Origin of the sequence: Pseudomonas atagonensis, from assembly GCF_011369485.1 — a bacterium.
Classification (GTDB): domain Bacteria; phylum Pseudomonadota; class Gammaproteobacteria; order Pseudomonadales; family Pseudomonadaceae; genus Aquipseudomonas; species Aquipseudomonas atagonensis.
The window spans coordinates 201,654-219,823 of sequence record NZ_VXCA01000035.1; the positions used below are offsets into that span (position 1 = coordinate 201,654).

The following is an 18,170-nucleotide window of genomic DNA, read 5'->3' on the forward strand; positions in this document are numbered from 1 at the left end:
TCGATGAAACCCCACGCCACGGCTATCAGCCAACGCCTGCTGCGCGGTCAGACACCGTCGTACGAACGCTTGCAGGCGCGTCTGGCCGAAGACGGCAGTGAACTCGGTGCCGCGCCGATTGCGGTGCATTGCGGCTGGGGCCGATTGTTGATCGGCCACACCTTCCCCGACCCGGCGACGCTGGCGCAGGAACTGCTCAACGAACAGCCCGGCGAGCGCGACATCGCCCTCTACGTCGCAGCACCGCAGCAGATCCTCGGCCTAGAGCCGACGCAGTTGTTCCTCGACCCGTCCGACACGTTGCGCCTGTGGTTCAGCGATTACCGTCAGGCCACTCGGGTGTTTCGCGGCTTCCGCATTCGCCGTGCGCAGAGCGAGACGGATTGGCAAGCGATCAATCATTTGTATCAAGCGCGCGGCATGCTGCCGATCGATGCCTCGCTGCTGACCCCGCATCATCAGGGCGGCCCGGTGTACTGGCTGGCCGAAGACGAGGACAGCGGCGCGGTCATCGGCAGCGTCATGGGCCTCAATCATCAGAAAGCCTTCAACGATCCGGAAAACGGCAGCAGTCTCTGGTGCCTAGCGGTTGACCCGCAATGCTCGCGCCCCGGCGTCGGCGAAGTGCTGGTGCGCCACCTGATCGAACACTTCATGAGTCGCGGCTTGAGCTACCTCGATCTGTCGGTGCTGCACGACAACCGTCAGGCGAAAAACCTCTACGCCAAACTCGGTTTTCGCAACCTTTCGACCTTCGCCATCAAGCGCAAGAACGGCATCAATCAGACGCTGTTTCTCGGGCCGGGGCCGGAGGCGCAGTTCAATCCGTATGCGCGGATCATTGTCGAGGAGGCTCATAGACGCGGGATCGACGTGCAAGTCGATGACGCCGATACCGGGCTGTTCACCCTCAGTCATGGCGGGCGCCGCGTGCGTTGCCGCGAGTCGTTGAGCGACCTGACCAGTGCGATCAGCATGAGTTTGTGTCAGGACAAAAGCCTCACGCACAAAGTGCTCAAGGCTGCCGGGCTGAACCTGCCGTCACAACAACTGGCGGGCAATGCCGACGACAATCTGGCCTTTCTCGATGAGCATCAACGGGTGGTGGTCAAACCGCTCGACGGTGAACAGGGGCAAGGCGTGGCGGTGGATTTGCAGAACATCGAAGAAGTGCAGCAGGCCATCGAAACCGCCAGGCAGTTCGACAGCCGCGTGCTGCTGGAAAGCTTCCACGAAGGCCTCGACCTGCGGATTCTGGTGATCGGTTTTGAAGTGGTGGCGGCAGCGATTCGACGCCCGGCGGAGGTGGTCGGTGACGGTCAGCATTCGATCGGTGCGTTGATCGAAGCGCAGAGTCGCCGGCGGCAAGCGGCGACGGGCGGTGAGAGCAAGATTCCCCGGGATCACGAAACCGAACGCACGCTGCAAGCGGCCGGTTACGACTACAACAGCGTGCTGCCGGCGGGCGAACATCTGTTCGTCCGGCGAACGGCCAATCTGCACACCGGCGGCACGCTGGAAGATGTCACGGCGATCCTGCATCCGACGCTGGTCGATGCTGCCGTACGCGCGGCGCGGGCGCTGGACATTCCCATGGTCGGCCTCGATCTGATGGTGCCGGCGGCGGATCAGCCGGAATACGTCTTTATCGAAGCCAATGAACGTGCGGGCCTGGCCAATCACGAACCGCAGCCGACGGCTGAGCGCTTTGTCGATTTGTTGTTTCCGCACAGTTTGCCGGCCGTCTGAACATTTCCTGATCGTTCCCGTGTTTTGCATGGGAACGCCTCACCGGACGCTCAGCGTCCACTTGGGCCGCAGAGCGTCCCGGGCTGTATTCCCACGCAGAGCGTGGGAACGATCAGTGCTCAACCCATCAGGAGTTTCCATGACCACGAACATTCCCGAACCGGATCTCAACTACCTGCAAAAAGTCTTGCTGGAAATGCTCGCCATTCCCAGCCCCACCGGGTTCACCGACACCATCGTGCGGTACGTTGCCGAACGTCTGGAAGAGCTTGGCATCCCCTTCGAAATGACCCGGCGCGGCACCATTCGCGCCACACTCAAAGGCAAGAAAAACAGCCCCGACCGCGCAGTGTCGGCGCACCTGGACACCATCGGCGCAGCGGTGCGTGCGATCAAGGACAACGGTCGCCTGACCCTCGCGCCGGTCGGCTGCTGGTCGAGCCGGTTCGCCGAGGGCAGCCGCGTCAGTCTGTTCACCGACAATGGCGTGATTCGCGGCAGTGTGTTGCCGCTGATGGCTTCCGGTCATGCCTTTAACACCGCAGTGGATGAGATGCCGATCAGTTGGGATCATGTCGAACTGCGCCTCGACGCCTACTGTGCGACCAAGGCCGATTGCGATTCGCTGGGCATCAGCATCGGCGACGTGGTGGCGTTTGATCCGCTGCCGGAGTTCACCGAAAGCGGCCACATCAGCGCGCGCCATCTCGACGACAAGGCAGGGGTGGCTGCGCTGCTCGCCGCGCTTAAAGCCATCGTCGACAGCGGCCAGGAACTGATGATCGACTGCCATCCGCTGTTCACCATCACCGAAGAAACCGGCAGCGGTGCCGCGGCGGCGTTGCCGTGGGACGTCAGTGAATTTGTCGGCATCGACATCGCCCCGGTCGCGCCGGGCCAGCACTCCAGCGAGCATGCAGTGAGCGTGGCGATGCAGGATTCCGGCGGGCCTTATGACTATCACCTGTCGCGACATTTGTTGCGTCTGGCCGGCGAAAACGAACTGCCGGTGCGTCGTGATCTGTTCCGCTACTACTTCAGTGATGCGCACTCGGCGGTGACCGCCGGCCACGACATTCGTACTGCCCTGCTCGCTTTCGGCTGCGACGCGACCCACGGCTATGAGCGCACGCACATCGACAGTCTGGCAGCGCTCAGTCGCTTGCTCGGCGCTTACATTCTGAGCCCGCCGGTGTTCGCCAGCGATGCGGCGCCGGCGAATGCATCGCTGGATCGCTTCAGTCATCAGATCGAACATGACACGCAGATGGAAAGCGATACGCGGGTGCCGTCGGTGGACAGTCTGGTAGGGCAGCGGTCGGACAGTTAAAACTTTGCCGTCGGCAATGCCGCCTACGCGAGCAAGCCCGCTCCAAAAGCAGGAATGCATTTCCCCTGTGGGAGCGGGCTTCCTCGTGAAGAGGCCGGCACAGGTATTACAAAAACTGGCAGCCCGACATCAATCGCCGTAGCATCCCGACATTGATTTAGCCGAGGTGCCCATGCTCATTCCTTACGACGCGCTTGAAGTCGACACCCTCACCCGCCTGATCGAAGACTTCGTCACCCGTGACGGCACCGACAACGGTGACGACACGCCGCTGGAAACCCGCGTGCTGCGCGTGCGCCAGGCGCTGACCAAAGGTCAGGCGCTGATCGTCTTCGACCCGGAAAGCGAGCAATGTCAGTTGATGCTCAAGCATGACGTGCCCAAGCATCTGTTCGACTGATCCGCTCAACGCCCCTTGCCGTTCGCCTGTTTGCGCTGGATGCGCTCATAGACTTCGGCACGGTGCACGTTGACCTGCTGCGGCGCATCGACGCCAAAACGCACGCTCGAGCCGTTGACCGACAATACGCGCACAGTGATCTCGTCACCAATGGATATCTGCTCTCCGACAACTCGGCTGAGTACTAACATGGGGGTCGTCCTTCAGGGTTAGCCAGCCCTGAAGATGCGTGGCCCGCGCCTCTTACACAATGCGCCGGCGGCAATTCAGTCTTGCCCTACACACTTGTGCGCAACGCCCGTCAGACGCTTCCTGCAAACAAGGCAAAAAGCCGCAATTCAGGCAGCGGAAAACCGCGGCCCGAACAGAATCACGGTCGCGCCAATCACGCACAACGCCACGCCGATCCAGTCCGAACTCAACGGGCGAATGCGCTCGACAACCGCCAGCCAGCCAATGGACGCAATGATGTAAATGCCGCCGTAGGCCGCATAGGCGCGCCCGGCGTAGGTCGCTTCGACCCGGGTCAGCAGCAGCGCGAACAGGGTCAGACTGAGCAGTGCGGGAATCACCCACAGCGCACTTTTGCCCTGACGCAGCCACATCCAGAAAGCGAAGCAGCCGGCGATTTCAAACAGCGCCGCGAGGAAGAACCACAAGTAATTGAGCATGTACGCGTCTCGTCAGGATGACCATGGCGGCCACCCTAACGACGCAGCGGGCAACGGGCAAGGTCAGCCGTTGTTCTGTTTGGCCTTGGCGCGCATTTTCTCGGCCATGGCGGTCATTTCGTTGTAGAGCAATTGCGGGTTTTTCTGCTTGATCGCCCAGGCCATGCGCCCTTGTTCGTGAGGCAGGATCATGAACTCACCGGCAGCCACCTGCTGATAGATGTAGTCGGCAATGTCCGCAGCGGTGATCGGCGAACTTTCCAGTAACTTGCCGACCTGAGCCTTCATCGCCGGGGTCGGGCCACGGAAAGAGTCGAGTAAATTGGTCTGGAAGAACGACGGGCACACCACATGCACGCCGACTTCCTGTTGCGCCAGTTCGATCAACAGGCTTTCCGACAGGGCCACTACACCAGCCTTGGCCACGTTGTAGTTGCTCATCGCCGGGCCTTGCATCAACGCTGCCATCGAGGCGATGTTGATGATCTTGCCTTTGCTTTGCTCGAGCAGTGGCAGGAACGCTTTGCAGCCCTTGACCACGCCCATCAGGTTGATCGCGATCTGCCAGTCCCAGTCTTCCAGCGACAATTCGCTGAAAAACCCGCCGGAAGCGACGCCGGCATTGTTGACGATGATGTCGATGCCGCCGAAGTTCTGTTCGCAGGCTTGGGCAAACGCGGTGAGCTGGCTGTAATCGCGTACATCGCAACGCTGGATGAAACCGTCACCGCCGGCCTCGCGAACCAGTTTCAGGGTTTCTTGCAGACCGGGTTCGCTGACATCCGACAAGGCCAGTCGCCAGCCTTCGCGCGCCCAGCGCAGCGCGATTTCGCGACCCAGGCCCGAGCCTGCACCAGTGATCATCATGCGATTTTGCATAGCGGACAGCCTTGTTGTTCTGGGGAAGATGCCCGCAGTGTAGCGAAGGATCCGTGGCGACCCACGCTCCATCAGATTGCTGAATGGCAGGGGCAAACCGTGGCGCGTTGGATTGTGTGACGGGCACTAAGTTCTCAACTTGGATGGCGGAAAAAGGAAATAAGCCAACGATCCAAATACATTAAAAAAACATTGAATTTTCTTTCATTCGCACCGGTCGGAATTTATAAGCCGTCTGGAATTACTTAGTCTCCAGTCGCCCCTTGAACACCAAGACTTCTCGAACATAATCAACAAGGAAATCGACATGGGCACAATTCTTATCATTATCCTGATCCTGTTGCTGATCGGTGGTCTGCCGGTCTTCCCGCACTCCAGAAGTTGGGGTTACGGTCCTTCGGGCATTATCGGCGTGGTGTTGGTCGTGCTGTTGGTGCTGTTGTTACTCGGTCGGATATAAAGATTCAGGCATAAAAAAAGAGGCCCTTTTCAGGGCCTCTTTTTATTGCGCGGATTTTAGTCTGACGATCAGTCCGGCTTGCCGTTAATCACGCCGGCCGTGTTGTCCATCAGGCTCTTGGTCGCCGTTTGCAGGAACGACTCAAGCTTGAGTTTCAACTCTTCGGTGCGCGGTGCATTCGGAACGATCTCGGCACTTGGGTTGGCACCCAGTTGGTAGTGCCACATCTTCGGCCCCATTTCCTTGTCTTTCGGCAGTACGAGGATCTGGTCAGCGGTGACGATGGCGGTGGTCTGCTCGCTGCCCGACGGCTTGATCACACCGAATCCGGTGTCGCCTTCTGGCAGGTTCAACAGGTCACGACCCCAGCACTGGTGACGCACTTCGCCACCCAGACGACCCATGATGGTCGGCACGATGTCGATCTGCGTACCCACAGTGTGGTCACGAGTACCGAACTTCTCCTGAATGCCCGGCGCGATCATGAGCATCGGCACGTTGAAGCGACCCAGGTCCATTTCGGTGATCTGGCGCTCGTTGCCGAAACCGTGGTCGCCGACGATGACGAACAGGGTTTCCTTGAAGTACGGCTCTTTGCGCGCCTTCTCGAAGAACTGACCCAATGCCCAGTCGGCGTAACGCATGGCGGTCAAGTGTTCGTTCAGCGAACCACGATCAGTCACACGCTCGACCGGCAATGGCGTCGGCAAGGCGTACGGCGTGTGGTTGGACAGGGTTTGCAGCAGCGCATAGAACGGCTTGCCGTTTTCGCGCGCCTTGAGCTCCTGCAGGCCACGGTCGAACATGTCCTGGTCGGACACACCCCACGTCGGGTCGGAGAACACCGGATTGACGAAGTCGTTACGGCCAACAAAGTTGGTCATGCCCTGGTTGCTGAAGAAACCGGACTGGTTGTCCCAGGCGAAGTCACCGTTGTAGACGTACACATCATCGTAGTCACGGGCGCTGAGCAACTGCGGCAGGCCGGACAGTTTGTGGCTGCCTTCCGGGGTCTGCATCAGGTATTCGAAACCCGGCAGGTTGGGGAAGCAGGCCATGGTCGCGAACATACCCTGGTGGGTGTGCGTGCCGTTGGAGAAGAAGCGGTCGAACAGCAGGCCTTCCTTCGACAGTTTGTCCAGGTAAGGCGTGATGTTGCCCGGTGCACCCAAGGCGCCGACCGAGTGACCGGCCATGCTTTCCATCAGGATGACCACGACGTTCTTGATCGGCAAGGTCTTGTCGGCCGGTGGCGTGTACTCGCGGCGCACAGCGGCGATATCGGCATCGACCAGTTTGTCGTCCGGCATCAGCAGCATGTCGCGCACGACTTTCTGCGCCTGCTCCTGCGGCAGCGTGGCTTTCCAGATGTTGTCGCGATCCTCGCCCATGCGGTCCTTGGCGGCCGCGATCAGCGACAGCGTGCCGTTGAGGCCGAGCTGGTTGGCGAAGTTCGAATCGGTGGTGTACACGTCACCCCAACGCATTGGCGGGCCTTGACGCAGGGTGCCACGGGCCGCGACCACGCAGATCAGCAGGCAAACCACGAACACCGCAAGGCGCGTGTACCACGGCGCCACCTGACGAGTGCTGACGCTGCCGCCACTGAACGGCCCGCGCGGGCGGGTGGCGCGGTCGGCGCCTTTGAACGCCAGGGTCAGAATCACCGTGCCGATGACCCACGCCAGCAGATAGCGAACCACCGGGAAACCGTACCAGAGCATGCTCATCACGGTTTTCGGGTCTTCCTTCACGTACTGGAACACCAGGCCATTGAGGCGCTGGTGGAACTCGCGATAGAAGTCCATTTCCATCAGGCCGAGGAACAGCGCGATGCTAGAGGCCACTGTCAGCCACAGACGGAAAAACCCGCGCGCCGCCATGGCACGGGCGCTGAAAAGCGCCAGCACCAGCGGAATGCACACGTAGACCACCAGGCGCAGGTCGAAACGCAGGCCGTTGGCGAAGGCTTCGAGGAAGGTCGAAGCGGGGGTGTCGAGGATCATCTCGCGGTTGTAGACCAGCAGCGCGAGGCGCAGCACGGAAAACATCACCATCATGACCAGCGCACAGAGCAGCGTGTAGGCCAGATGCGATTTGACGGTCGGTTGCAGCAGGCGACTGGTAGCTCGCTGCTGATTCAGGGCGTCCGGGTTTGCCATGTCGTTTTAGGACCCATTGGAAGTTGAAGTTGCAAAAATACAGCGGCGCCATGCCCTCTATTGGTCATTCCAGACCCCGGGGCGTGCGCGATGCGCAAATGTTGCACGATCACTCGCGCCATTGCCATTGATTACTGCCCCACCGCCAGACACTTTCATTTAGAGCCGTGGCCGGGCGGGACAAGGGGCAAACAGCGCGGGCGAATTGTCTTGAACAGGTTGTGAAAATTTCGTGCAACGCATATCTGGAAACACAATATAGCTACAAAACAAAACGCCCCGACTCGATCGGGGCGTTTTGCCGTGCGCGCGGCGATTACTTCTCGGCGCGTTCTTTCAGGGCTTTAAGGGTGTTGAACGGGGCATCGACCACGAACTTGTTGGCAACCATCGCCGGCACACTGCCGCCTGGCTCGGTGTGCACCTGATACGTCACTTCAACCTGATCGCCTTTTGGCACGAACTTCCAGAAGCCTTTGACCTGGGCCACACGGACAAAGCCTTTCTCGTCAGGAATGTACTTCGGCACGCCTTCCAGATTGCGGGTCAGGCTGCCGTCGGCGCCTTCAACGGTAGTGACGTGCAGCACCGAGTCACGCGGGGTGACAGGCCAAGGCGTATTGAACTGGGTGTAAGTCCAGCTCTGGTCGCCTTCGTGCTTGAGCAGTTTCTGGGTCTTGCACTCGTGAATCCAGGCGCAGGCGCCGGACACGTCTTCCTGCAGTGCGCGCAGTTTGGCGACGGTGGTCTTCATCAGTGCAACACCCTGATAGGACTTGTAGTCCGAACCCGGCACTTCACTCAGGGACACCTTGATGCCGTCCTCGTTCTTGGCGACTTTCCAGTCCTCAGCCTGAGCGACCGACGTGGCCAGTACAGCGGTCAAACCACACAACACAGCGATACGATGCAGCGAACCCATAGTCTTATTCCTTATTGTTGAAGTTCCGTTCGTTTGACACATCACGCCGCCGTCATTTGCTCCCACCAGCCGATCAATCTGATCGCTTCTTCAGAACTGCTGCCACAGACTTCGACATCAGCGGCAAAGCCCGAACAGACTGCCGGGCGCTCCGGGCGGCCGAAAATGCTGCACAGGTTTTCGACCGAGAGCTGCACGCAACGTTCGCCCGCAGGTTTGCCATCCGGCATGCCGGGAATCGGCGAACTGATGGAAGGGGCAATGCAGCAAGCGCCACAGCCTTCACGGCATTTCATGACGAGCGAGTCCTCGCGACGGGCAATGTGTAAAAGGGACGCGGACAGAGTAACCGCTAAAACGGCTGTTTTAAATTCCCTGAACCGGGGTTTTTACCGATAACTGAATGTGACTGACCAGTCTCCGACAAAGCGTCTGGTCTGCGGGTCACAGAGATGTCGGGTTTACTGCTTGAATTCGAAATCCAGCGCAGCGCCTTCGACTTCACGGCGCTCCTCGTTGCGCAGTTGCAACTGCATTTCGTTGCTGAGCAAGCGACCGTTGAGTTGAAACCCGTTGTTTTTCTCGCCGAACATTTGCGGCAGGATCGTTTCGCGCTTGGGCAATTCTACGGTGCCTTTGGGCTTGAGTTCCTGAACCATGTCTTTGGGCAGACTAAGATCAAGTCTGGCGGGCGGCAGTCTGGTTTTCACCACCTCACTGGCCGGTTTCGACTTGGAAGCAACCGGTGCGCGTTTCTTCACCGGCGCCGTTTTCTTCTGCTGAGCTTTTTTTACTGGTGCGGATGGCTTGCTCGCGACTGACTTCTTGGCGGTGGCCGTCGGTTTGTCCTGAACGGTCGCCGCCATGACACCGGGTGCCTGACCGACCATCAACAAACAGAGAAAAACTCCAGCGGCAGAAAAAAACGCTTTCATGGACCCAACGAGACTAACGGCAGAGGGCCATATGCTCGCTTGTTGACCGTCACAAAACAAGCACGACCCGCCGCTCGTTCAGAATCCGCCAGCGGTTTCCTGACACAGTTGCGTGGCCAGCAAACCGAGGGTCATCAGTGCCCGCTCCGCCTCGCGATTCCACGGAATGCCGCAGTTCAGGCGGATGCAGTGGTTGAACTGCTCGGTATTACTGAAGATCAGCCCGGGGGCGATGCTGATGCCTTGCTGTAATGCGCGGACATGCAATTCTTGCGTATTGACCCTACCGGGCAGACTCACCCAAAGGATGAAACCGCCCGTGGGCCGGGTCATCTGCGTGCCTTCGGGGAAGTACTGCTGCACGGCTAACTGGAAGGCACTGAGGTTTTTTCGGTATTCCTGGCGGATGTACCGTAAATGCCGGTCATAACCGCCGTTTTCCAGATAGGCGGCAATCGCCATTTGTGTGACGCTGCAAGCTGAATGCGTACTGAAGGTCTGCAGGCGCTGAATTTCCTGCTGATATTTGCCGGCTATCATCCAGCCGATGCGCACACCGGGCGACAGGGTTTTCGAGAAACTCGAACAGTAGATCACCCGATCCAGTCGGTCGTAGGCCTTGAGCGCTTTGGTGCGGCCCTGCTCGAACATCAACTCACCATAGATGTCGTCTTCGACGATCTGGATATCGAAGTCCGAGGCCAGTCGCAGCAATTGCTTCTGGCGTTCTTCGGGCATGGTGCCGCCCAATGGATTGCTCAGGCGTGTGGTCAGCACCAGCGCTTTGATCGACCACTGGTTGGCCGCCAGTTGCAAGGCTTCGAGGCTCATGCCGGTAGCGGGGTCGCTGGGGATTTCGATGACTTTCAGACCGAGCAGGTCGGCCAGTTGCAGCAGCCCGTAATAGGTCGGTGATTCGGCGGCGATCAGATCGCCCGGACGCGTCAGCACGCGCAACGACATCTGCAAGGCATCGACACAACCGTGGGTGATCACCACTTCCGATGGATCAACCACCACCCCGGCATCACGCATGCGGATCGCGACCTGCCGGCGCAGGGGTTCAAAACCCGGGCTGAACATGTAGCTGAATGCCCGTGGGCTGTGGAATCGCGTGACCTTGGCCAACTGCTGATGCAGCGCACGAACCGGCAAGTAATCGACGCTGGGAACTGCGGCGCCCAACGGAAATACACCTTCGCGACGCGATTCGACTAACACTTGCTGAATAATGCTGCTGCGCGTGACCAGACCGGGCCGCTCGACCCGCGCAATGTCCGGCGTCGGCGCCGTCAGCGCTGGCGTCTGATGCACGTAATAACCGGACTGCGGCCGTGCGCGAATCAATCCCTGATCTTCGAGATTGGCGTACGCCTGCAACACGGTGGCGTGGCTGACGTTGAGCTGCGAACTCATCTTGCGCACCGAAGGCACGCGCTCCCCCGGTTGATAGACACCACGGCGGATATCTTCGGCCAGTTGTTGAGCAATACGTTGGTAGAGCAAGAGATTGGTCATGACGCAGCACTCGATTTCACGGGCATTTTATTCTTGTGTGAAACAATACCGGAACAGTTTAGAAGTGTACTGGGACAGTTGCCACCATACTCGACCATACAGTGCAGTGTCAGCCACCACTGTATGGTTTTGCGCAGCAATCGACAGACGTAAAAAAGCCCGGTACTGCCTGACAGCCCGGGCTTTCCAGTAACGCCACCCTCAGCGGGCGGCGCCGAGCTGGCCTTTTTCGTCGGAGAAGACAATTTCCACCCGACGGTTCTGCGCGCGCCCACGCTCGGAAGCGTTGGCGTCCACCGGGTATTCGTCGCCGTAGCCTTCGACTTGAATGCGTTTGTCGTCGATGCCCAGATCCATCAGCACATCGGCGACGGCTTGCGCGCGATCACGCGACAACTTGAGGTTTTCCTGCTTGCCGCCGGTGCTGTCGGTGTAGCCCTCGATTCGCACCACGCGCTTGGGGTTCAACTGCAGGAACTGGACAATCTTCAGCACCACGCGATTGGCGGAGTTTTTCAGTTCGGCCTCACCGGTGTCGAACAGCACGTCGCCAAGGGTCATCACCAGACCACGGTCGGTTTGCGTGGTGGCCAGCGCGACGATCTGCTCTTCAAGCCACTTGCCCTGTTGTTGCACGCTGAGCAATTTCGACTCGCGCAGGGCGAGTTGCAGGCGCTGCCGTTCCAGCTCAAGCTTCGCCGCGCGCTCCTCGTTGAGCACCTGATTGGTGTGCTCGCGGGCAATTTCGCTGTAGCGCTGGCTGAGGTAGGCGTAATGCACCACGTCCGCACCGCTGCCCCAATAAGTGGACAGGCGATCGGCTCGGGCCAAGGACTCACCGGCGCGGATCACGTCTTTCGGCGCGATGCGCAGCACGTTGGAGTCTTCCTTGACCTTCTGGAAATCAGCGCCCGCCTCTTGCAACGCGGCTTCGCTGTGCTGACCGGCGCAACCGTAAAGACTGACGCAACCGGCAAGCAGCAGCCCACCGAGAACTGTCGACTTGAGGTTCATTGGGCATCCCCCAGTTGCTTGCGCAGACGGACGATGCGGGTGTTGAGCACATTCACCTGTTCTTCGCTTTTCTGCGTCAGCACTTTGGCTTCGGCCAGGCGCGCATCCAGTTCGGCCTGTTCGGCGCGCATACGGGCATTGCGGTAGGACTCGTCAATCATGTTGCCTTTGGCGCGGTTGTACTTTGTTTCGGCCAGTTGCATTTCCGGCATGTCATCGGCAGTGGCGCCGACAGCCTTGGCCTGAGTAATGGCTTGCTCGGTCAGGCGCATTTGTTCGTTGGGTGCCGGATCGGTTGCGCAACCGGCCAGGGCCAGAACGGCCACAGCCGCGAAAAGAGGTCGAATACTCACTAAGAATCCCTACTGTTTTGGGGCACTGACAGGTTGTTGCGGCTGTTGCTGCTGCGCCTTCCAGCGCTCGATATTGCGTTGCAGCACGGCTTCCGTCAGTCCGGACGCGGGCAATTCTGTCATCTTTTTGGCCAGCTGTCCGCGCAACCACGGATCGTTGCAGGCCGAGTTATGGGAAAGCGCGAGGAACAGCCCCGGTCGATCAATGGGTTGCTCAAAGGCCAGCAGGTCATTGGCCATACCCAATGCCTGCGCGGCTGCCATGCCGGAGTAGCGACCGGCGAGTACATATTCCACTTCACCCAGGAGCAATTTCTGCAAGGCCTGAGTAAGGTTTGCTGTCCGGGTCAGGGCCAGATTCTGCTCGGCAAAAGTGCCGAATGCCTGGGTCATCCGAGACTTTTCCGACAAGCCGCCGATGTGGCCGTGCAGGTCTTTGGCTTCGCTGTAGGTCAGTGTCGAGCCCTTGCGGGTCCACACCAGATAGTCGTTTTCCAGCAGCGGCGGATGGATGTAGTCGAGGTTTTCCAGCTCATTGAGGGTCAGCGGTGCGTCGGCGAGCATGTCCATGCGTCCGCTGCGCACTTCATCGAGGGCTTGCGAGCGTTTGCCCGCGTAGAGCAGTTCGACCTTGATGCCCAGATCCTTGGCCACTTGCTGCAACAGATCGGCACTGGCGCCAATCAATTGTTTGGGATTCTGCGGATCCTGCCACAGGTAAGGCGGCGCATCCGGGCTACCGGTGACCACCAGGCGTTCGCACTTGCCGGCGGCCACGACCACCCCCGGTAAAAGGATCAAACCCAATAACAACCTGCGGCGCAGATCCATGGCAAAACGCTCCCACTCAAATCCGAGTCAAAAAAAAGCCCGACCAAAAGGTCGGGCTCTTTATAAGTGAAGCCGCCGGATTAGACCAGCTTCTCCAGCTCAGGTACTGCTTCGAACAGATCGGCCACGAGACCGTAATCGGCCACCTGGAAGATCGGCGCTTCTTCGTCCTTGTTGATCGCAACGATCACTTTGGAGTCTTTCATGCCGGCCAGGTGCTGGATCGCGCCGGAGATACCGACGGCGATGTACAGTTGTGGCGCAACGATCTTGCCGGTCTGACCGACCTGCATGTCGTTCGGTACGAAACCCGCGTCGACCGCGGCGCGCGAAGCACCGACGGCAGCGCCCAGCTTGTCGGCCAGGGCGTACAGGTGTTTGAAGTTGTCGCCGTTCTGCATGCCGCGGCCGCCGGAAACGACGATCTTGGCAGCGGTCAGTTCCGGACGATCGGACTTGGCCAGTTCTTCGTTGACGAAGCTGGAAGTGCCGGCATTGTGCGCGGCAGCAACCGATTCAACGGCAGCCGAACCACCTTCGGCGGCAACCGGGTCGAAACCGGTGGCACGCACGGTGATCACTTTGATCGCAGCGGTCGACTGCACGGTGGCGATGGCGTTACCGGCATAGATCGGACGCTTGAAGGTGTCAGCGCTTTCTACCGAGATGATCTCGGAGATCTGGTCAACGTCCAGTTGCGCGGCAACGCGCGGCAGGATGTTTTTGCCGTTGGAAGTGGCGGCAGCCAGGATGTGGCTGTAGCCAGCGCCCAGCTCTGCTACCAGCGGAGCAACGTTTTCCGGCAGCTGATGCGCGTAAGCGGCATTGTCAGCGTTCAGGACTTTGCTCACACCAGCGATTTTCGCAGCGGCTTCAGCCACGGCGCCAGCGCCCTGGCCGGCAACCAGAACGTGAATGTCGCCGCCGATTTTGGCAGCGGCAGCCACGGTGTTCAGAGTGGCCGGGGCCAGCACTTTGTTGTCGTGTTCAGCAATAACCAAGATAGTCATTTAGATTACCTTCGCTTCGTTTTTCAGTTTCTCGACCAGTTCAGCCACCGACTTGACCTTGATGCCTGCGCTGCGTGCAGCCGGCGCTTCGACTTTCAGAGTCTTGTTGGTGGAGGCGGTGGAAACGCCCAAAGCGTCCGGAGTCAGCACTTCAAGAGGCTTCTTCTTGGCTTTCATGATGTTTGGCAGAGACGCGTAGCGCGGCTCGTTCAAACGCAGGTCGGTGGTGACGATCGCTGGCAGTTTCAGCGAAACGGTCTGCGCGCCGCCGTCGATTTCGCGAGTCACGGCAACGCTGTCGCCGGAAACTTCGACTTTCGAAGCGAACGTGCCCTGACCGTAGCCGCTCAGTGCAGCGAGCATCTGCCCGGTCTGGTTGTTGTCGCTGTCGATGGCCTGTTTGCCCAGGATCACCAGCTGAGGCTGCTCCTTGTCGACCACAGCCTTGAGCAGCTTGGCCACGGCGAGCGAGGTCAGATCTTCAGCGGATTCGACGAGGATGGCGCGGTCGGCACCCAGAGCCAGTGCGGTACGCAGTTGCTCCTGAGCGGTGGTCGGGCCGATGGAGACGACGACGATTTCAGTCGCAACACCTTTCTCTTTCAGGCGTACGGCTTCTTCCACTGCGATTTCGCAGAACGGGTTCATCGACATCTTGACGTTGGCGAGGTCGACGCCGGAATTGTCCGCCTTGACGCGAACCTTGACGTTGTAATCCACAACGCGTTTGACAGCTACAAGAACCTTCATGGATTCCTCGTTACTCTCCGGTGAAAAGAAAGTCGCCTAGGCGAACCTGGCGGTTGATGCTCATCAGGCTAAAAGGGCACCTCTAAAAACGCCGACTCGGGTGCGAGGTGATTGCACAGTGAAGTGTGAAGACCGTTCGTCAGTGGTGACCAACAAGTCATTCAACTTCACGCTGTGTAAACTGCGCTCCGGACTTGCGTCGCGCCTCACCCTTTCTGCCTACGCCCTGTCTTTAGAGGTGCTCTTGAAATCGCCAGTCTGCCTACGGCGAGCGCAAAACCGCCCGTATCTTGACCGGAACGCCCATTCCGGTCAATACGCCAAAATGCCCCGTCATAAGCCGCGCTTCTTTGATTTATCAGGGCTGGAGGCGATTCAAACAAACGTTTGTATTGGACGCTAAGAGTGGTGTAGATATAATGCGCCGCCTAGAGAGAAAGGTGGTTTGCCCATTATTACCCTTGACGTTAACGTAAAGGCAATAACGGATGCGACACCGAACCTCCAAATTAGAAAAAAAACTGTTGAGCCTTGAGTAGGAGATAGCCTGTGGAACGCGAATACATGGAATTCGACGTGGTCATCGTCGGTGCCGGCCCCGCTGGCCTGTCCGCCGCCTGCCGTTTGAAGCAGAAGGCCGCCGAAGCCGGTAAGGAAATCAGCGTCTGCGTGGTCGAAAAAGGCTCCGAAGTCGGCGCACATATCCTGTCCGGCGCCGTATTCGAACCCCGCGCTCTGAACGAATTGTTCCCGGACTGGAAGGAACTCGGCGCGCCGCTGAACACGCCAGTCAGCCGCGACGACATTTTCGTGCTGAAAAACGCTGACAGCGCGCAAAAGATTCCTGACTTCTTCGTGCCCAAGACCATGCACAACGAAGGCAACTACATTATTTCCCTCGGCAATCTGTGTCGCTGGCTGGCCCAACAGGCCGAGAACCTCGGTGTGGAAATCTACCCGGGCTTCGCCGCTCAGGAAGCACTGATCGACGAAAACGGCATCGTGCGCGGGATCATCACCGGTGATCTGGGCGTCGACCGTGAAGGCAACCCGAAAGAAGGCCTGTACACCCCGGGCATGGAACTGCGTGGCAAATACACGCTGTTCGCCGAAGGCTGCCGTGGCCACATCGGCAAGCAACTGATCAAACGCTTCAACCTCGACAGCGATGCCGACGCCCAGCACTACGGCATCGGCCTGAAAGAAATCTGGGAAATCGACCCGGCCAAGCATCAGCCAGGCCTGGTGGTGCACACCGCCGGCTGGCCGCTGGACATCATGGGCACCGAAAACACCGGCGGCTCGTTCCTCTATCACCTGGAAAACAATCAGGTGGTGGTGGGTCTGATCGTCGATCTGTCCTACAGCAACACTTACCTGTCGCCGTTCGACGAGTTTCAGCGCCTCAAGCATCACCCGGTGCTGGCTCAATACCTGGAAGGTGGCAAGCGTGTCAGCTACGGCGCCCGCGCAATCTGCAAGGGTGGCCTGAACTCGCTGCCGAAAATGGTCTTCAAGGGCGGCGCGCTGATCGGTTGCGACCTCGGCACCCTGAACTTCGCCAAGATCAAGGGCAGCCACACCGCGATGAAGTCCGGCATGCTCGCCGCTGAATCCGTGGCCGATGCACTGTTCGCCGAGAAGGATGGCACTGAAGAGCTGACCACTTACGTCGACGCCTTCAAGAAGAGCTGGCTCTACGACGAACTGTTCGCCAGCCGCAACTTCGGCCCAGCGATCCACAAGTTCGGCGCTATCGTGGGTGGCGGTTTCAACTGGCTGGATCAGAACATCTTCGGCGGCAAACTACCGTTCACCCTGCACGACACCAAGCCGGATTACGCTTGCCTCAAGCTCGCGGCGGACTGCAAGAAGATCGATTACCCGAAACCGGACGGCAAACTCAGCTTCGACAAACTCAGCTCGGTGTTCATCTCCGGTACCAACCACGAAGAAGAACAGCCGTGCCACCTGAAGCTGACCGACCCAAGTATCCCGATCAGCAAAAACCTGCCGCTGTATGACGAACCGGCGCAGCGCTACTGCCCGGCCGGCGTATACGAAGTGATCACCAAGGAAGACGGCGAGAAGCGTTTCCAGATCAACGCCCAGAACTGCGTGCACTGCAAGACCTGTGACATCAAGGATCCCTCGCAGAACATCACCTGGGTGACGCCGGAAGGCGCCGGCGGCCCGACCTACCCGAACATGTAAGTCGTATCGCCAAACATCAAGGCTCCCGAATGGGGGCCTTTTTGTTGCCCGGCATTCGGGAAAGATCATGCCGCGCGTTCGTCACCCGGACTGCGCTCGAAGTAACGTTTGTACTCGCGACTGAACTGCGACGTACTCTGATACCCCACCCGATGCGCGACCTGCGCCACACCCAGGCCTTCGGCGACCAGCAACGTCTGCGCCTTGAGCAGCCGTAAACGTTTCAGATACTGCACTGGCGACAGCAGCGTGCTGCGCTTGAAGTGTTCATGAAACGTCGAAACGCTCATGTTCGCGCAACCGGCCAGCGTTTCAACGTTCAACGGTTCGGTGTAATGCGCATGCAAATGACTGATCGACGCCGCTACCCGCGCGAACTGTCCCTGCTGCTCGACCAGTGCGCGCAACACATCGGCCTGCGGCCCGCGCAGCGCTGTAAACAGCAACTCACGCACCCGCGCCGGCCCGAGAATCTGGCACTCCAGCGGATCGTGCAGACAGCTCAGCAAGCGCTCGACACACCCGCGCATGTCATCGTCGAGTACCACCGACGTCATCGATTCCGGCGTCTGTGCCGGAATATGCCGCCCCGGCGCCAGCCCCATGGCCAGCACCAGTTCACCGAGCAGCACCCGGTCAATCGCCACTGATACACCGAGCAACGGCGCATTCGGCAAGGCAAATGTCTCGCACTCGAACGGCACCGGCAGCGCCTGAATCAGATAATGCCCGGCGCCGTATTCCATGGTACGCGGCCCGAGAAACGCCAGTTTGCTGCCCTGAGCGATGATCATCAGGCTCGGCTCGTAAATGTGCGGCCCACGGGCGACGTCGCAACTGGCGCGCAGCACTTGCACGCCAGGCAGTCCGGTCTGGCTGTAACCATCACGCAGCGCCAGCGGTTCGATCAATGAAACCAGCCGGGCATTGGCATCAAGATGACGGGTTAATTGCATCAAAACTCTTCACTGA

The 18,170-nt window shown here is 59.4% G+C and carries 19 protein-coding genes; 5 read left to right on the forward strand and 14 right to left on the reverse strand.

Features of this window, described 5'->3' with window-relative positions; genetic code table 11:
• Positions 1-3 precede the first annotated feature (3 nt).
• From ngg to F2P67_RS24095, 3 genes are all read left to right on the forward strand, one after another.
• Positions 4-1,749: an N-acetylglutaminylglutamine synthetase gene (gene ngg, locus F2P67_RS24085; RefSeq protein ID WP_166224653.1), complete on the forward strand. Its 1,746-nt coding sequence runs from the start codon at positions 4-6 to the stop codon at positions 1,747-1,749.
• 139 nt (positions 1,750-1,888) lie between these two features.
• Complete coding sequence (locus F2P67_RS24090) at positions 1,889-3,079, forward strand: osmoprotectant NAGGN system M42 family peptidase (RefSeq protein ID WP_166224656.1); 1,191 nt, start codon at positions 1,889-1,891, stop codon at positions 3,077-3,079.
• A gap of 172 nt (positions 3,080-3,251) precedes the next feature.
• Positions 3,252-3,479: a YheU family protein gene (locus F2P67_RS24095; protein ID WP_003192759.1), complete on the forward strand. Its 228-nt coding sequence runs from the start codon at positions 3,252-3,254 to the stop codon at positions 3,477-3,479.
• A gap of 5 nt (positions 3,480-3,484) precedes the next feature.
• Here the strand turns inward: F2P67_RS24095 and csrA are convergent, their stop codons facing one another.
• From csrA to F2P67_RS24110, 3 genes are all read right to left on the reverse strand, one after another.
• Positions 3,485-3,670: a carbon storage regulator CsrA gene (gene csrA, locus F2P67_RS24100; RefSeq protein ID WP_166224659.1), complete on the reverse strand. Its 186-nt coding sequence runs from the start codon at positions 3,668-3,670 to the stop codon at positions 3,485-3,487.
• 147 nt (positions 3,671-3,817) lie between these two features.
• On the reverse strand, positions 3,818-4,150 hold the full coding sequence (locus F2P67_RS24105; RefSeq protein WP_166224662.1) for a YnfA family protein: 333 nt from the start codon (positions 4,148-4,150) through the stop codon (positions 3,818-3,820).
• Between the two features lie 63 nt (positions 4,151-4,213).
• Positions 4,214-5,029, reverse strand: a complete 816-nt coding sequence (locus tag F2P67_RS24110) for an SDR family oxidoreductase (protein WP_166224665.1) — start codon at positions 5,027-5,029, stop codon at positions 4,214-4,216.
• A 301-nt stretch (positions 5,030-5,330) separates the two neighbouring features.
• On the opposite strand from F2P67_RS24110, the gene F2P67_RS24115 reads away from it, so the two are divergent.
• Positions 5,331-5,489, forward strand: a complete 159-nt coding sequence (locus F2P67_RS24115; RefSeq protein WP_169432680.1) for a DUF3309 family protein — start codon at positions 5,331-5,333, stop codon at positions 5,487-5,489.
• Between the two features lie 68 nt (positions 5,490-5,557).
• On the opposite strand, the gene F2P67_RS24120 is transcribed toward F2P67_RS24115, so the two are convergent.
• The 10 genes from F2P67_RS24120 to F2P67_RS24165 form a co-directional block, all read right to left on the reverse strand.
• Complete coding sequence (locus tag F2P67_RS24120; RefSeq protein WP_166224668.1) at positions 5,558-7,651, reverse strand: LTA synthase family protein; 2,094 nt, start codon at positions 7,649-7,651, stop codon at positions 5,558-5,560.
• Between the two features lie 316 nt (positions 7,652-7,967).
• Positions 7,968-8,573 (reverse strand): START domain-containing protein, encoded by a 606-nt coding sequence (locus F2P67_RS24125; protein ID WP_166224671.1) that lies wholly within the window; start codon positions 8,571-8,573, stop codon positions 7,968-7,970.
• A 41-nt stretch (positions 8,574-8,614) separates the two neighbouring features.
• A complete protein-coding gene (locus F2P67_RS24130; RefSeq protein WP_007908349.1) occupies positions 8,615-8,869 on the reverse strand; it encodes a YkgJ family cysteine cluster protein in 255 nt (84 codons plus the stop codon).
• Between the two features lie 165 nt (positions 8,870-9,034).
• On the reverse strand, positions 9,035-9,508 hold the full coding sequence (locus F2P67_RS24135) for a translation initiation factor 2 (RefSeq protein WP_166224674.1): 474 nt from the start codon (positions 9,506-9,508) through the stop codon (positions 9,035-9,037).
• A 78-nt stretch (positions 9,509-9,586) separates the two neighbouring features.
• Positions 9,587-11,026, reverse strand: coding sequence for an aminotransferase-like domain-containing protein (locus F2P67_RS24140; RefSeq protein ID WP_103305643.1), 1,440 nt, complete (start codon positions 11,024-11,026; stop codon positions 9,587-9,589).
• A 201-nt stretch (positions 11,027-11,227) separates the two neighbouring features.
• Positions 11,228-12,040, reverse strand: a complete 813-nt coding sequence (locus tag F2P67_RS24145; RefSeq protein WP_166224677.1) for an OmpA family protein — start codon at positions 12,038-12,040, stop codon at positions 11,228-11,230.
• The gene (locus F2P67_RS24150) at positions 12,037-12,393 is read right to left on the reverse strand and encodes a DUF4398 domain-containing protein (RefSeq protein ID WP_178120953.1); all 357 of its coding nucleotides are present in this window, start codon (positions 12,391-12,393) and stop codon (positions 12,037-12,039) included. Before F2P67_RS24150 ends, F2P67_RS24145 begins: the two co-directional genes overlap by 4 nt.
• A 9-nt stretch (positions 12,394-12,402) precedes the next feature.
• Entirely contained in the window at positions 12,403-13,224 is an 822-nt protein-coding gene (locus F2P67_RS24155; protein ID WP_166224680.1) for a substrate-binding periplasmic protein, read from the reverse strand.
• Between the two features lie 80 nt (positions 13,225-13,304).
• Positions 13,305-14,234, reverse strand: a complete 930-nt coding sequence (locus tag F2P67_RS24160) for an electron transfer flavoprotein subunit alpha/FixB family protein (protein WP_166224683.1) — start codon at positions 14,232-14,234, stop codon at positions 13,305-13,307.
• A complete protein-coding gene (locus F2P67_RS24165; protein WP_007908338.1) occupies positions 14,235-14,984 on the reverse strand; it encodes an electron transfer flavoprotein subunit beta/FixA family protein in 750 nt (249 codons plus the stop codon).
• Between the two features lie 549 nt (positions 14,985-15,533).
• Between F2P67_RS24165 and F2P67_RS24170 the strand changes: the two genes are divergently transcribed.
• Entirely contained in the window at positions 15,534-17,198 is a 1,665-nt protein-coding gene (locus F2P67_RS24170; protein ID WP_166224686.1) for a 4Fe-4S dicluster domain-containing protein, read from the forward strand.
• A gap of 65 nt (positions 17,199-17,263) precedes the next feature.
• On the opposite strand, the gene F2P67_RS24175 is transcribed toward F2P67_RS24170, so the two are convergent.
• The gene (locus F2P67_RS24175; protein ID WP_166224689.1) at positions 17,264-18,154 is read right to left on the reverse strand and encodes an AraC family transcriptional regulator; all 891 of its coding nucleotides are present in this window, start codon (positions 18,152-18,154) and stop codon (positions 17,264-17,266) included.
• Positions 18,155-18,170 lie beyond the last annotated feature (16 nt).

Coding starts and splice junctions, on each gene's coding strand:
- ngg (WP_166224653.1), top strand. CDS start 4: ATGAAACCCCACGCCACGGCTATCAGCCAACGCCTGCTGCGCGGTCAG.
- F2P67_RS24090 (WP_166224656.1), top strand. CDS start 1,889: ATGACCACGAACATTCCCGAACCGGATCTCAACTACCTGCAAAAAGTC.
- F2P67_RS24095 (WP_003192759.1), top strand. CDS start 3,252: ATGCTCATTCCTTACGACGCGCTTGAAGTCGACACCCTCACCCGCCTG.
- csrA (WP_166224659.1), bottom strand. CDS start 3,670: ATGTTAGTACTCAGCCGAGTTGTCGGAGAGCAGATATCCATTGGTGAC.
- F2P67_RS24105 (WP_166224662.1), bottom strand. CDS start 4,150: ATGCTCAATTACTTGTGGTTCTTCCTCGCGGCGCTGTTTGAAATCGCC.
- F2P67_RS24110 (WP_166224665.1), bottom strand. CDS start 5,029: ATGCAAAATCGCATGATGATCACTGGTGCAGGCTCGGGCCTGGGTCGC.
- F2P67_RS24120 (WP_166224668.1), bottom strand. CDS start 7,651: ATGGCAAACCCGGACGCCCTGAATCAGCAGCGAGCTACCAGTCGCCTG.
- F2P67_RS24125 (WP_166224671.1), bottom strand. CDS start 8,573: ATGGGTTCGCTGCATCGTATCGCTGTGTTGTGTGGTTTGACCGCTGTA.
- F2P67_RS24130 (WP_007908349.1), bottom strand. CDS start 8,869: ATGAAATGCCGTGAAGGCTGTGGCGCTTGCTGCATTGCCCCTTCCATC.
- F2P67_RS24135 (WP_166224674.1), bottom strand. CDS start 9,508: ATGAAAGCGTTTTTTTCTGCCGCTGGAGTTTTTCTCTGTTTGTTGATG.
- F2P67_RS24140 (WP_103305643.1), bottom strand. CDS start 11,026: ATGACCAATCTCTTGCTCTACCAACGTATTGCTCAACAACTGGCCGAA.
- F2P67_RS24145 (WP_166224677.1), bottom strand. CDS start 12,040: ATGAACCTCAAGTCGACAGTTCTCGGTGGGCTGCTGCTTGCCGGTTGC.
- F2P67_RS24155 (WP_166224680.1), bottom strand. CDS start 13,224: ATGGATCTGCGCCGCAGGTTGTTATTGGGTTTGATCCTTTTACCGGGG.
- F2P67_RS24160 (WP_166224683.1), bottom strand. CDS start 14,234: ATGACTATCTTGGTTATTGCTGAACACGACAACAAAGTGCTGGCCCCG.
- F2P67_RS24165 (WP_007908338.1), bottom strand. CDS start 14,984: ATGAAGGTTCTTGTAGCTGTCAAACGCGTTGTGGATTACAACGTCAAG.
- F2P67_RS24175 (WP_166224689.1), bottom strand. CDS start 18,154: ATGCAATTAACCCGTCATCTTGATGCCAATGCCCGGCTGGTTTCATTG.